Raw genomic sequence first — 13,113 nt, 5'->3', positions numbered from 1 at the left:
GCCGGGATATACGCTGTGGGTATCCCGGCACGGAGGCACGCCATGGCGGTCCGCACCACTCTTTTCCAATCCAATCGCAGCCAGGCCGTTCGCCTGCCCAAAGACGTCTCCTTCCCGGCGGACGTGCGGGAGGTGGTCATTATCCGGGAAGGCAAGAAGCGCATCATCGTACCGGCTGACGGCCTTTGGGACGACTTCTTCGATGAGCCCGCGGCGGATTTCCCTGACCGAGACCAACCCGAGCATCAGGCCCGGGAAGAGCTTTGATGTTGCGCTACATGTTGGATACCAACGTCTGTATCCGGGTGCTGCGGGACAGGCCACCGGCGGCGCGCGCAAGATTCAACGCCGCCGGCCCCGGCGGCCTCTGCATCTCGACCGTCACCTTGGCGGAGCTGTTCCATGGCGCGGCCAAGTCCACGCAGCCGACGCAAAACCGGGACAAGGTCGAGCGCCTCATTGCCCGCCTTGAGGTACTGCCCTTCGATGACGATGCGGCATCCCACTACGGCGATATCCGCGTGGACCTGGAACGTCGAGGATGCCTGATCGGCCCCTATGACCTGATGATCGCCGCTCATGCGCGCAGCCAGGGCTTGGTTGTCGTGACGGGAAACCTGAGGGAGTTCCGGCGCGTGGATGGGCTACGCTGCGAGGACTGGCTAGACACCTGATCTGAACCGGATTCCGGTGGGGTAGGGCCGCCTTAAAATAGGACACGCCCCCACCCGTGGTGGATGGGAACGTTTCCGATTTCAGCGTCAGCTCAATGTGCCCCCGCCCCGCCGCCGCTGGTCTTCTTCATCATCAGGGCGGCCAGCAGGGCCAGCACCAGGGCGCCGCCCATGAGGTAGAAGGCGTCGCTGTAGGCCAGCAGGAAGGATTGCAGCTTCACCGACTTGCCGATGGCCTGCACCGCCTGGTTCCAGGCGAGGTCCGGATCGACGCCGCCCACCGAGAGGAAGCGTTCCTGCAGTTCCTGGATGCGGTCGGCCGTGGCTTCGCTGAAGCCCGTCACATGGGTGGTGATGACGGTGGAGTGGAACTGTTCCCGCTTGGTCAGGATGGTCTGCAGGCCGGCGATGCCGACCGAGCCGCCCAGGTTGCGCATCATGTTGAACAGGGCGGAGGCGGAGCCGGCATTCTCACGCTCGATGCCACCGGTGGCCAGCGCCGACAGGGGCGTCATCACCAGGGACTGGCCCACGGCGCGAACCACGTTGGGCAGGACCAGCTGGTCGGCGGCGTAGTCCTTGGACAAATGGATGTTCAGGAAGCAGCTGGCGGCGAAGAGGACGAAGCCTACGCCCACCAGGATACGGGCATCGACCTTCTTCATCAGGAAGGGCACGAAGGGAATGATGAGCAACTGGGGAAAACCGGTCCAGGCCAGCACCTCGCCCACCTGTTCCGAGTTGTAGCCCTGCATCTGCGACAGGTAGCTGGGCAGCAGGAAGACCGAACCATAGAGCGCCATGCCCAGGATGATGTTGCTGACGCTGCCCAGGCCGAAATTGCGGCGGGTCAGCAGCCGCAGGTTCAGCAGCGGGTTGGCCGCCGTCAGCTCGACCCACAGGAAGGCGGCCAGCGACAGCACCGCCACCACCGACAGCTTCACAATGAAGGGGGAGCCGAACCAGTCGTCCTTGTTGCCTTCCTCCAGCACCGTCTGCAGGGCGGCCAGGCCGATGGCCAGGGTGGCGATGCCGGGCCAATCCCCCTTCTTCAGCAGCGACAGCTTCATGGGCGCCGCCGGCAGGGTGGGGAACAGAGCGGCCAGCATGACAGCGCCGGGCACGACGTTGACGTAGAAGATGTACTGCCAGCCGTAGGTCTGGGTCAGGTAGCCGCCGATGGTGGGGCCGATGGCGGGCGCGAAGGTGGCGGATAGGGCGAACAGCGCAAGGCCGATGGGCTGCTTCGACCGGGGCAGCATGGTCAGGGTGATGGTGAAGGCCAGCGGGATGAGCACGCCGCCGAAGAAGCCCTGCAGGGCGCGCAGCAGGATCATCTGCTGCAGGTTGCCCGCGAAGGCGCAGGCCACCGACAGCACCAGGAACAGGGCCGTGTTGGCCAGCAGATAGCGGCGCAGCGAGAACACCGGCACCAGGAAGCCGGTCAGCGGGATGACCACGATCTCCGCCACCAGGTAGGAGGTGGAGATCCAGCCGCCGTCGTCGATGCCGGCGCCGATGGCGCCCTGGATGTCGGGCAGGGAGGCGTTGGTGATCTGGATGTTCAGCACCGCCATGAAGGCGCCGATCATCGACCCCACCACCGCCAACCAGGTCTTGAAGCTGGTGGGCGCTTCAGCGCCGGCGGGTGCCGCCTGTGAAACTGCGTTTGCCATGACCCTCACTCCTGGACGCGACGGGTTGAGCGGGACGGGTCGTCAGTCCGCGTCCTTCGTGTTGATGGTGGGTTCCACGGACATGCCGGGGCGCAGCTGCACCGCGCCCTTGCCGGCGGCGGCGTAGGCGTCCAGCGTGATCTTCACCGGCACGCGCTGGACGATCTTGGTGAAGTTGCCGGTGGCGTTGTCCGCCGGCAGCAGCGCGAACTTCAGCCCGCTGGCGGGGGAGATGCTGTCCACCCGGCCATGGACGACGACGCCGGGATAGGTATCGACGGCGATGTCCACCGGCTGGCCCGGCTTCACGTCGGTCAGCTGGGTTTCCTTGAGGTTGGCGACGACATAGACCTGCTGCAGCGGCACCACCGCCATCAGCTGTGTGCCCGCCTGGACATAGCGGCCGACGCGGACGGAGCGGGCACCCACCACACCGTCCACCGGGGCGGTGATGGTGGCGTAGCCCAGGTTCAGTTCGGCCTGGTGCTCCGCGGCGCGCGCCTCGTCCACCTCCGTCTCCGCCGTGACTTTCTGGGTCTTCAGCACTTCCACCTGCTGGCGGGCGGCAACAAGGCCGGCCTCGGCCGTGCTGAGGTCGGCATCCGCCTGTTGGCGCACGGAGGTCGCCTGCTGCGCCTTCTGCGCGCTGCCGGCGCCGGTGGTGACCAGCTGGTTGAAGCGGTCGCTGTCCTGGCCGGCGAAGGTGGCCGCCGCCTTGGCCGACACCCGGCGGGCGGCGGCCTGGTCGATGAGGGCCTGTTGCAGGGTGATCTGCGCCTGGATGTTGGCCACCTTGGCCTCCGCCATCTGGCGGGCGGCACGGGCCTGGTCCAGCGCCGTCCTCAGGTCCTTGTCATCGATGACGGCCAAAGGCTGGCCCGCTTTGACCACCTGGTTGTCGTCCACCAACACCTTGGCGATGTAGCCGGAAACGTGCGGCGCGATGGTGGAGGCGTCGGCATCGACGTAGGCGTCGTCCGTCTCCACCAGGAACCGGCCGATGCGCCAATAGTCCAAACCATAGTGGCCTGCGGCGGCCAGGGCGGCGATGCCGACACCGGCCAGCAGGATGCGCTTGAAGATGCCGCCGACACGGGCACCGGCGACAGCGGGAGCGGCGGTATCAGTGATGTCGACCATGGAAATCTCCTGAGGAACCAGAAAGGGTGGGTTCAAATTTCGATACAAGTTGCATCGTTTCGTAATTAACGAGCAGCGCCGCCTTTGAATGCGAGACATGCTGTGCCGTAATGTCTCACCGCTCTCGCCCCGCCCCCGAATGGGGCCTATGGTGAGGTGAGTGCCCGGGCACGCCTCAAACCCCGGGCCATTGCTGAGGAGAACCACCATGGCCCCCGTCGGTCGCCCTCGCAGCGACGCCAGCCACGCCGCCATCCTGAAGGCGACCTATGAGCTGTTGCGGGAAGAGGGTCTGGCACGGCTGACCCTGGACAAGGTGGCCACCCGGGCAGGCGCCTCGCGCAGCACGTTGTACCGCTGGTGGCCCAGCCGGGGGGCCATCGCCATGGAGGCGACGCTCGACATGCTGAATCGGGAGCTGTCGCTGGAACCCAAGGGCGACAATGCCCTGGCGGAGTTTCGCCGGCTGCTGAAGTCGGTGGCGCGGGCCATGCGGGGCAGCACCGGCCCCATCATGGCCGGCATCCTGGCGGAATGTCAGCGCGACCCGGAAACCCTGCGCCTGTTCAAGGAGAACCTGGTGGCCCCCCGCCGGGCGGAGGTGGTGCCCCTGCTGGAACGGGGCATCCAGGACGGATCCATCCGCCCGGGCGTGGCGCCGCACACCATCCTGGACCTGACCTTCGGCGCCATCTACCACCAGCTGCTGCTGCATGTGCCCACCGATGACGCCTGGATGGACGGCGTCATCGACATCCTGGTGAACGGCATCGCCGCCAAACCGGCCGCCTAGTCAACCTAGGCGCATGTAGCTGCCCATGTCGGCCTTGATGCCCCACTGGGCCAGGAAGGCGCCGGGGTTGAAGTCCTGACGCCGGTACTCCTCCGCCGCACGGGCCTTGGCGGCGGCCATGGCCTCCTCACTTTCCCACTGCACCAAGGTGACGACGCCGTAGTCGCCATCATCCAGCCGCCATTCATACAGGCCATGCTGCAGGCAGCCGGGCTGATCATGCAGGAAGCCGTCGATGAAGCGGATACGCTCGATAAAGGCATCGCGCGCCGCCGCCGGCACGGTGAACTTGTCGATGCGATAGCGGTGACTGGCGTCCGCGCAGGAGGACACGGGGGCATGGGTGTTCATGGGGGCTGGCTCCAACCGGATCGTTCAAAGGCCCCCGCACGCTAAGACCTCAATATAAGTTGAGGTCAAGCAGGAAAATAGCCTCGCCGGCCTTGGTGAAATCTCATGTGACAACGTTGTCAGAACATGTCATGGTGCGCCCCATAAAAGATCGGGGAGAACCGGAACGTCATGACCATCGCCGCCACCACGCCATCCGGCGCACACCGCGCCGCACGCGCCTCAGCGACCAACCGCCTGCCCTCGCTGGACGTGCTGCGCGGCCTGGCCGTCGCCGGCATGATCCTGGTGGTCAGCCCCGGGGACTGGGACAAGGCCTACGCACCGCTGAAGCACGCCCCCTGGGACGGCTGGACCCTGGCGGACATGGTGTTCCCCACCTTCCTGTTCAGCGTGGGCCTGGCGATCGCGCTGTCGTTCGGCAAGCTGACGCGGGACAAGCGGGCGGCGCGGGCCAAGATCGCGCGGCGCGCCCTGACCCTGATCGCCCTGGGCGTGGTGCTGAACGCCCTGCCCTATTTCGACCTGCCGCATCTGCGCCTGCCCGGCATCCTGCAGCGCATCGCCCTGTGCTACACCCTGGCCACCACGCTGTGCCTCGCGACCGCCAGGACGGGTCCGGATGCGGGGAGCACGGTGAACCGGCGGGCGTTGCTGGTCGCCATGGCGGTGGTCCTGCTGGGCTATTGGGCGGTGCTGGCCTGGGTGCCGGTGCCCGGCATCGGCGCGGGGCATCTGGACCCCGGCGGCAACCTGCCATCCTGGATCGACCGCGGCGTCTTCACGGTGCCTCATCTGTGGCCTTACGGCACCGATGCGGCCGGCGCCGTCGTCTATGATCCCGAAGGCCTGCTGTCCACCCTGCCCGCCACCGTCAACGTGCTGGTGGGCGTGCTGACCGGCACGGCGCTGAAGGCATCCAAAAGCCGCCTGAACCTGCTGGTCGCCGCCGTCCTGCTGATGATGGCGGGCCTGGCGCTGGACCCCGTGCTGGTCATCAACAAGCGCATCTGGACCAGCAGTTTCGCCCTGTTCAGCAGCGGCTTTTCCCTGGCTGTCCTGGTCGTCCTGTCGGTGCTGCTCGACCAAGGGCCCGCCGCCCTCCCCCAGGCGCTGAGCTTCCCCTTCCGCGTGCTGGGCGGCAACGCCATCCTGGCCTTCACCCTGTCACAGAGTCTGAGCGCCATCGGCGGCGTGCCCTTCATCGTCACCGCGCAAGGGCCCATCACCCCACAGGCTTGGGGCGATGGGCTGTCGGTGGCCGTCATCGCCGACCCATACCTGGCATCCTTCGCCTGTGCGCTGGGCATCCTGAGCCTGGTGGTGCTGGCGCTGCTGCCCCTGCACCGCAGGGGCCTGCATGTGCGGCTTTAGACGGTCAGGGCGGCCTTGGCCTCCAGCAGCTTGACCAGGGCCAGCAGCGCCCGGTTGGCCGGCGTGGGGATGCCCAGGGCAGCACCCTGGCGCACGATGTGGCCGTTCAGGTAATCGATCTCGCTCCGCTTGCCCCGCGCCAGATCCTGGGCGGTGGAGGAGAACTGGTTGGGCATGGCCGCGGCCAGGGCCATGACGCGATCCAGGATGTCGTCGCCCACGGCGATGTCGCGGGCGCGCGCCACGGCCACAGCCTCCGCCACCACGTCGGCCATGACGGCACGTACCTCGGGCACGGTCACCATGGTGCCGTAGGTCACCTGCGCCACCGCCGATATGGCGTTGTAGGCGCAGTTGATGATCAGCTTGTCCCACAGGGCGGCGGTGACGCCGGCCGACACCGTGGCCGGAATGTTGGCCGTCCGCAGCATCTCGGCCACCCGCCCGCTGTCCGGGCCTGTGCCCAGGATCAGGTCGCCCCGGCCATGGTGGCGCACATGGGCCGGCCCCGCCATGTCGGTCGCGACATACACCACCACCGGCACCACCGGCCGGCCCAGCACGGCGGCCAGCCGTTCGGCGTTGTCGACGCCGTTCTGCATCGCCAGCACCACCGCACCCGGCTTCAGATGAGGCAGCATGGCGCGCCCTGTCGCCTCGGTATCCGCGGACTTCACGCAGAACAGCACCAAGTCGGCATCGGCCAGCGCCTCCGGCCCCGTGGCGGCGCCGATAGCGATTTGGCCGTCGAACCCATCCTTCATCTGCAGCCGCAGGCCGTGGGCGCGCACCGCCTCCACCAGGGCCGGCCGGCCCACCAGGGTGACGGCATGGCCGGCACGGGCCAGCAGCCCGCCGAAGAAGCAGCCGACCGCGCCGGCCCCCATGACACCGATGTTCATCCTGCGTATCCTCCGTGTGGTGGCGCGTCTTTCGCTACGCGGCGTTGCGGTTAAGGTGCGGGGGACAGGGAAGCGGCGCAACGGCCCATCGCTCATCCCTCCCCCGCCGAAAGCGCATCCGCCTGGCCGGATCCCGCCCTTCACCGTCCCCGGCGGCCGGGGTATCCTTCCGCCCCATGCCGTCCACCGTCCCCCACACCGCTTCCCACGCCGCCCCGGTCCAAAGCACCAGCTGGCCACCCCAGGCGCTGGCGGGTATGGAGCTGTTCCGGGGCCTGGAGGTGCCCGCCCTGGCGGAGGTGATGGCCGTCGCCCTCATCCGCACCGTGACCCGCCACACGCCGCTGTTCCATCAGGGGGACCCGGCCCGGCACTGCCACGCCCTGTTGAGCGGCGGGGTGCGCATCAGCCAGACCAATGCCGCCGGCGCCCAGGTGGCGCTGCGCTTCATCGGCGCCGGCGAGATGTTCGGCAGCGTGCCGCTGTTCACCGACCGCCTCTATCCGGCCGACGCCGAAACCGTGGCCGACAGCGTGGAGATCCGCTGGACCGAGGCGTCCTTGCGCCAGTTGATCACCCGCCACCCGGCCATCGCCCTGAACCTGGTGACGGTCATCGGCCGCCGGTTGATGGAGGTGCAGGACCGCCTGCGCGAGGTCACCACCGGCCGGGTGGAGCAACGCCTGGCCCGCGCCCTGCTGCGCCTGGCGGCCAGCGGCAAGACGTCCGGCACCGGTACCGCGCTGGCCTTCCCCCTGACCCGCAAGGATTTGGCGGAACTGTCCGGCACCACCCTGCACACCGCCAGCCGCACCCTGGCGGCGTGGGAAAAGCGGGGCTGGTTGTCCAGCGGCCGCGCCCAGGGGCGGTCCCGCATCACCCTGCACGACCAGGCGGCGCTGGCCGCGGTGGCGGAGGAGGGGCGGGAATAGCGCCGGTCAGGCCTCGACCGGCTGCTCCGCCCCCTGGCCCACGCCATGCCCCACCCCTGGGCCCATCCCTTGACCGGGCCGGAAGAACAGCGCCAGCAGCACGGCCCCGGCCAAGGCCAGGGCCGTCGGCACCAGGAACAGGGTGCGGTAATCCACCGCCGCCTGCGGCCCGGTGGCCGTGTCCACCACCACCGTCCACCGGCTGGACAGGGCGGGGAAGACGAAGCTGGCGATGACGTTACCGACGCCAAGGATCAGCAGGTTGAACAGGCCCTGGGCGCTGACCCGGACATCCTTGGGGAAGGCATCGTCGACGAAGATGTACACGGTGGCGAAGAAGAAGGCGTAGCAGACGCCGTGCAGCAACTGCACCGCCACGATGGCGGGCACGCTGTCCGCCAGGAAGGCGAAGACCAGGAAACGGGCGGCATGCCCCAGGATACCGATGATCATGGTGAGCCGCCAACCCAGGCGGGCCAGGACCCAGCCCAGCACGGCCATGGTCGCCATCTCCGCCACCTGGCCCAGGCTCAGCACCACCATGCTGAGGTTTCCGGCGATGCCCACGCGGTTGGTGAGGAAGGCATCCGACATCACGAAGTAGCCGTTGTGGACCACGGCATCCAGCAGCGTGACCAGGAACAGCACGGCCACCGCCGGCTGGCGCAGGCAGGCGACGGCGCGGCGCCATGCCAGCCGGTCGACCGCCCCCTCCCGCCCCCCTTCCCGCTGCGGCGGGGTGTGCGGTAGGGCCAGGGCATAGGCCGCCATGGCGAAGGAGAGGATGGCGGCGACCAGGAAGATCCAGCGCACCTGGGCCGCCGTCGCCTGCGCGCCCAGCAGGAAGACGAAGGGCCAACTGGCCAGCACCCAGCCCAGCGTGCCGCCCAGGCGCACCGTCCCGAATTCCCGCGCCGGCTGCACCAAGTTGGCGAAGGCCAGGGTGTTGGCCACCGACAGGGTGGGCACATAGACCAGGCTGTAGCCCAGGAAGCAGGCGAAAAAGGGCCAGAAGTCGGTTGCGAACCCCGCCCCCACCAGGCACAGCCCGCCGATCAGGTGGCTGACCGCCAGGAAACGCTCCGCCGAAAAGCGGCGGTCGGCGAACTGGTTGGAGAAGAAGATGCCGATAACGGAGGCGATGCCCCAGGCGCTGCCCACCAGCGCCTGCCGGCCGGGCCCGAAGCCCAGCATGGTCATATAGGGGAACAGCTTGGGCGCCCAGGCACCCCAGACGGCGATCTGCAACGCCATCATCACCAGCAGGCGCGTCCTCATGCCCCTCCCCCTTTTTTCGGTTTGCCGCCCATCCCAGCGGCTTGGCCGACTCATAGGGCTGATTGGACTTCATGTAAACCTTTACATTGAGAGCTGGGCGGGAAGGTGGCCGCGAAGAGCGCTGCCCCAGCCGCAGCAAAATCCCCTACCCGCCGTGCTTCCCCGCCCCCTATAACGGACCTCCCCACCCCGGCACCGGAGGTTCCTTCCCATGTCGCGTACCAGAAAAGCCGTGGCGCTGCGTCATGTGGCGTTTGAGGATCTGGGCCTGCTGGCACCGGTGCTGGCCGCCAGCGGCTGGAATGTCGGATATCGCGAGGCGCCGGTGGACGACCTGGACGACCCGGCCATCGCCGATGCCGACCTGCTGGTGGTGCTGGGCGGTCCCATCGGCGTGTATGAGGATAAGGAACACCCCTTCCTGACCCAGGAGATCGCCCTGCTGGAGCGGCGGCTGGCGGCCGGCCGGCCGGTGCTGGGCATCTGCCTGGGCGCCCAACTGATGGCCCGCGCCCTGGGGGCGAAAGTCTATGCTGGTCCCGCCAAGGAGATCGGCTGGGGCGCCCTAGACCTGACCAAGGCCGGGCACGCCTCCTGCCTGGCGCCACTGGGGGAACCGGGGGCCCGGGTGCTGCATTGGCACGGCGACACCTTCGATCTGCCGCAGGGCGCCACCCGCCTGGCCGGCAACAGCCTTTATCCCAACCAGGCCTACAGCCATGGCACAAACACCCTGGCCCTGCAGTTCCATATCGAGGCCGATCCGGCGCGCCTGAACCTGTGGTATGTGGGCCACGCGGCAGAGCTGTCGGCCGCTGGCCTGTCGGTGCCGGATCTGCGCGCGGCCGGCGCTGTGATGGCCGCCCGCGCCGCCGACCAGGCGACACGTATATTCACCCCCTGGCTGGCGCGGCTGGACTGAGCCCGCGCCATCATTTGCCCCCGAGGACGCCTTCCCATGTTCCAAGCCCGCACCAGCGACACCCCGCGCGACAAGGCCACGCTGTACAGCGACCTGAAATCCGACCTCAGCGGCCTGTTGACGGATGAGCGCGACGCCATCGCCAACGCCGCCAACCTGTCGGCGCTGCTGTTCACAACCCTGCCCGACCTGAACTGGGCCGGCTTCTATTTCATGCGCAACGCCGCCAAGGGCAACCTGGGCGGCACCCGGGAGCTGGTGCTGGGGCCGTTCCAGGGGAAGCCGGCCTGCGTGCGCATCGCCGTGGGCCGGGGCGTCTGCGGCACCGCCGTGGAACGGCGCCAGTCCGTACTGGTGGAGGATGTGCACGCCTTCCCTGGTCACATCGCCTGCGACGCGGCCTCGCGCTCGGAACTGGTGGTGCCGCTGATCCTGGATGGCCAGGTGCTGGGCGTCATCGACCTGGACAGCCCCAGCCCCGCCCGTTTCGACGCACAGGACCAGGCCGGCATCGAAGCCCTGGCCGAGCTGTTCGTCACCGGCAGCGACTGGCCTTTGTAAGTTTGCCCTGCGGGCGCGTCCCAGCAACTATGTAGTTCCCTGCGGGCGGTCACATCCGTGGCCTTGCCATCCTCGCTGCGCGCCTCTTTACACCAACTGGGCGGTGCTCGCTGCGGCGGACGCGGTCGCGTCCTAGCCCGCTGACGCTGGCATTTGGCGGTGTAGGGTTTGCGCCAGCACAACGATGGCCGTCGGTGGGAAGCCCATCCTGAGCAGGATCGCGCCGGGTTCGGCGCTCCTGTCCGGAGGGTTTTGCCATGGCCACCGCGCCCCGTCCTTATGCCGGCCCCACGCTGCTGGCCGAAGGGTTTCGTGCTTTCTTCCTGGCGGCGGCGGTGTGGGCCGCCGTCGCACTGGGCCTGTGGGTGGCGCTTCTGAGCGGCGCCATCGTCGGGCCCCGTGCCCTGGATCCGCTGGCCTGGCACATCCATGAGATGCTGTTCGGCTTCGTCATGGCGGGTGTGGCCGGCTTCATCCTGACCGCCATTCCCAACTGGACGGGACGGCCCCCTGTGCGCGGTACCCACTTGGCCGCCCTGGTCGGCCTCTGGCTGGCGGCACGCCTGCTGGCGCTCACCAGCCTGGTGGCGACACCGCCCTTGGCCCTGGTGGCGCTGGTTGACGCCGCCCTGCCCCTCGCGCTGGCCGCCTATGCCGCGCGCCAGGTGGTGGCCGCGCGCAACTGGCGCAACCTGGCAATGACGGTGCCTTTGCTGGTCCTGGCCATCGCCGACGGGCTGACGGTCGCCGAGGCCGGCGGCGTTGCCGTGCCCAATGGCCTAGGCTGGCGCCTGGGCTTGGCTGCCATCATCATCCTGATCTCCGCCATCGGCGGCCGCATCATCCCGGCCTTCACCCGCAACTGGCTGGTGAAACGGGGCGCCACCGCCCTACCCCCGGCCAGCCCCGGCCCTGTCGACCGACTGGCGCTGGCCAGCCTGCACACCGGCCTGCTGGCCTGGGCCTTCCTGGCCAACGGCCATGGGCCGGGCACCGCCCTCGCCGGTTGCCTATTGTTGCTGGCCGGCGCCGCCAACCTGGCGCGCCTGGCCCGCTGGCGGGGCTGGACCACCCTGGCTGAACCGCTGCTGAGCATCCTGCATCTGGGTTATCTCTGGGTGGTGGCGGGGGCGGCCCTGCTGGGCGGCACCCTGCTGACCAGTGCCGTGCCCATGGCGACGGCGATACACGCCCTGACCGCCGGGTCCATCGGCACCATGATGCTGGCGGTCATGAGCCGGGCGACACTGGGCCATACCGGCCGCCCCCTGACCGCCGACCGGGCGACGGTCGGAGTCTATCTGCTGGTCAACGGCGCCACCCTGTCCCGCATCGCCGCCAGCCTCATGGGGGGAACGCACCTATCGCTGCTGACCCTATCGGCCCTGCTTTGGGTGACCGCCTTCACCCTGTTCGCAGCGCGCAACCTGCCTTATTGGCGGCGGCCGCGCCTGGAGCGGATCGTGTGACGGTGGAAACGCATTACCGCGTAAGTCCGCTCACGGACAGGATCGACTGAACCGGCCGTTGTTGCGACTTGGGCGCGACCGGATGCTGCCGGCTGACCTCACCCTGGGCACGAGGCCGTCGCCGTAGTTTCCCAGAAAACTTGTCGCACGGGGTGTACGCCTTCACATTTGTTCAAGACTCCAACCCTGGAGATCCGTATATTTAGAGCGATCATAAATAATTCTGCGGGCACATGTGCGCGGCTTCCCAAGAAAATGATCAGTCATAGGCAAGTTTTTGGCGAGATATGCGTCCTGTCACGATATATTTTTCGTCCTTTTGCGTGGTATCGGCCTCATGAATCGATAATTCGTATCTGGAAGAAATATCATGCACAACATTCAACGGAATGGATCGCCAGAACGCCACAACCCGGACACGATTGCGCTTATAAAGTTAATGTCTGATCAGGGCTATCCCATTTATCGGATAGCCAGTGCACTGAATATGAGCCCAAGTTATTTATCAATATTGATAAATTGGTATTTCCCCGAACTCTCAAGCCGAAATATCGACCTGCGATTATATCAGCTTGAAACGATCGAAGCGCTGCTGCGCGCCGGTGAAACCGTGCCCTCGATCGCCGTGATTCTGGGCAAGAGCCAGCACACCATCCGACAATACATATATAGGAATATCCGAGGATTTGGTGGAACCAGCAAGCTGACGCCCGAGATCATCACCCATATCGGGGACCTGTACCGCCAGGGCCATAAGCCAGCGCATATCAGCCGGGAAACCGGCATTTCGGAATATTATGTCCGTAACGCCATCGGGCAGTACTTCCCCACCTTGAAGCCGCGCAACCCCGTCGTCCTGAAGGACCGGATCCGCAAGATCGGGGAGATGCTGGATGCCGGCCAATCCTACAAGGCGATTGCCGCAGCCCTGGACACCAGCACCGGCAACGTCCATTCGCTGATCTTCCGCCATTTCCCCAGCCGCCGGAATGAACCGCGGGGCGGAAAGTACATCGCGAAATGAACGGCGCCCCGGCCGGC

General features: G+C 67.4%; 14 protein-coding genes. 9 read left to right on the top strand and 5 right to left on the bottom strand.

Annotated features, from left to right (window positions below; translation table 11 throughout):
• Nucleotides 1-42: 42 nt before the first annotated feature.
• Together vapB and vapC are read left to right on the top strand one after the other, a co-directional pair.
• Nucleotides 43-267, top strand: coding sequence for a type II toxin-antitoxin system VapB family antitoxin (gene vapB / locus FBZ88_RS16880; RefSeq protein ID WP_040849228.1), 225 nt, complete (start codon nucleotides 43-45; stop codon nucleotides 265-267).
• Complete coding sequence (gene vapC, locus FBZ88_RS16875) at nucleotides 267-674, top strand: type II toxin-antitoxin system tRNA(fMet)-specific endonuclease VapC (RefSeq protein ID WP_145618382.1); 408 nt, start codon at nucleotides 267-269, stop codon at nucleotides 672-674. Before vapB ends, vapC begins: the two co-directional genes overlap by 1 nt.
• 92 nt (nucleotides 675-766) lie before the next feature.
• Here the strand turns inward: vapC and FBZ88_RS16870 are convergent, their stop codons facing one another.
• Together FBZ88_RS16870 and FBZ88_RS16865 are read right to left on the bottom strand one after the other, a co-directional pair.
• Nucleotides 767-2,350, bottom strand: coding sequence for an MDR family MFS transporter (locus FBZ88_RS16870; protein WP_145618381.1), 1,584 nt, complete (start codon nucleotides 2,348-2,350; stop codon nucleotides 767-769).
• 42 nt (nucleotides 2,351-2,392) lie between these two features.
• Nucleotides 2,393-3,490: an HlyD family secretion protein gene (locus FBZ88_RS16865; protein ID WP_246138707.1), complete on the bottom strand. Its 1,098-nt coding sequence runs from the start codon at nucleotides 3,488-3,490 to the stop codon at nucleotides 2,393-2,395.
• 208 nt (nucleotides 3,491-3,698) lie between these two features.
• Here FBZ88_RS16865 and FBZ88_RS16860 point away from each other — a divergent pair, with 208 nt between their 5' ends.
• Entirely contained in the window at nucleotides 3,699-4,283 is a 585-nt protein-coding gene (locus FBZ88_RS16860) for a TetR/AcrR family transcriptional regulator (protein ID WP_145618380.1), read from the top strand.
• On the opposite strand, the gene FBZ88_RS16855 is transcribed toward FBZ88_RS16860, so the two are convergent.
• Entirely contained in the window at nucleotides 4,284-4,634 is a 351-nt protein-coding gene (locus FBZ88_RS16855; RefSeq protein WP_088875342.1) for an antibiotic biosynthesis monooxygenase, read from the bottom strand.
• Nucleotides 4,635-4,805: 171 nt separating this feature from the next.
• Here FBZ88_RS16855 and FBZ88_RS16850 point away from each other — a divergent pair, with 171 nt between their 5' ends.
• Nucleotides 4,806-6,008, top strand: a complete 1,203-nt coding sequence (locus FBZ88_RS16850; RefSeq protein WP_145618379.1) for an acyltransferase family protein — start codon at nucleotides 4,806-4,808, stop codon at nucleotides 6,006-6,008.
• On the opposite strand, the gene FBZ88_RS16845 is transcribed toward FBZ88_RS16850, so the two are convergent.
• Complete coding sequence (locus FBZ88_RS16845) at nucleotides 6,005-6,910, bottom strand: ketopantoate reductase family protein (RefSeq protein WP_145618378.1); 906 nt, start codon at nucleotides 6,908-6,910, stop codon at nucleotides 6,005-6,007. The genes FBZ88_RS16850 and FBZ88_RS16845 overlap by 4 nt on opposite strands.
• A 176-nt stretch (nucleotides 6,911-7,086) precedes the next feature.
• On the opposite strand from FBZ88_RS16845, the gene FBZ88_RS16840 reads away from it, so the two are divergent.
• The gene (locus FBZ88_RS16840) at nucleotides 7,087-7,842 is read left to right on the top strand and encodes a Crp/Fnr family transcriptional regulator (protein ID WP_246138706.1); all 756 of its coding nucleotides are present in this window, start codon (nucleotides 7,087-7,089) and stop codon (nucleotides 7,840-7,842) included.
• A gap of 6 nt (nucleotides 7,843-7,848) precedes the next feature.
• Here FBZ88_RS16840 and FBZ88_RS16835 read toward each other — a convergent pair whose 3' ends face one another.
• Entirely contained in the window at nucleotides 7,849-9,120 is a 1,272-nt protein-coding gene (locus FBZ88_RS16835; protein ID WP_145618377.1) for an MFS transporter, read from the bottom strand.
• Nucleotides 9,121-9,331: 211 nt separating this feature from the next.
• Here FBZ88_RS16835 and FBZ88_RS16830 point away from each other — a divergent pair, with 211 nt between their 5' ends.
• From FBZ88_RS16830 to FBZ88_RS16815, 4 genes are all read left to right on the top strand, one after another.
• A complete protein-coding gene (locus FBZ88_RS16830; protein WP_145618376.1) occupies nucleotides 9,332-10,042 on the top strand; it encodes a glutamine amidotransferase in 711 nt (236 codons plus the stop codon).
• Between the two features lie 36 nt (nucleotides 10,043-10,078).
• Nucleotides 10,079-10,603, top strand: a complete 525-nt coding sequence (locus FBZ88_RS16825) for a GAF domain-containing protein (protein WP_040849237.1) — start codon at nucleotides 10,079-10,081, stop codon at nucleotides 10,601-10,603.
• Nucleotides 10,604-10,860: 257 nt separating this feature from the next.
• Nucleotides 10,861-12,072, top strand: a complete 1,212-nt coding sequence (locus FBZ88_RS16820) for an NnrS family protein (protein ID WP_145618375.1) — start codon at nucleotides 10,861-10,863, stop codon at nucleotides 12,070-12,072.
• Between the two features lie 370 nt (nucleotides 12,073-12,442).
• The gene (locus FBZ88_RS16815; protein ID WP_145618374.1) at nucleotides 12,443-13,096 is read left to right on the top strand and encodes a hypothetical protein; all 654 of its coding nucleotides are present in this window, start codon (nucleotides 12,443-12,445) and stop codon (nucleotides 13,094-13,096) included.
• The last annotated feature ends 17 nt before the right edge of the window (nucleotides 13,097-13,113 follow it).

The sequence above is a fragment of the Nitrospirillum bahiense genome (genome assembly GCF_007828025.1).
GTDB classification, from domain to species: domain Bacteria; phylum Pseudomonadota; class Alphaproteobacteria; order Azospirillales; family Azospirillaceae; genus Nitrospirillum; species Nitrospirillum amazonense.
This window is presented reverse-complemented; position numbering and strand designations above follow the sequence as displayed.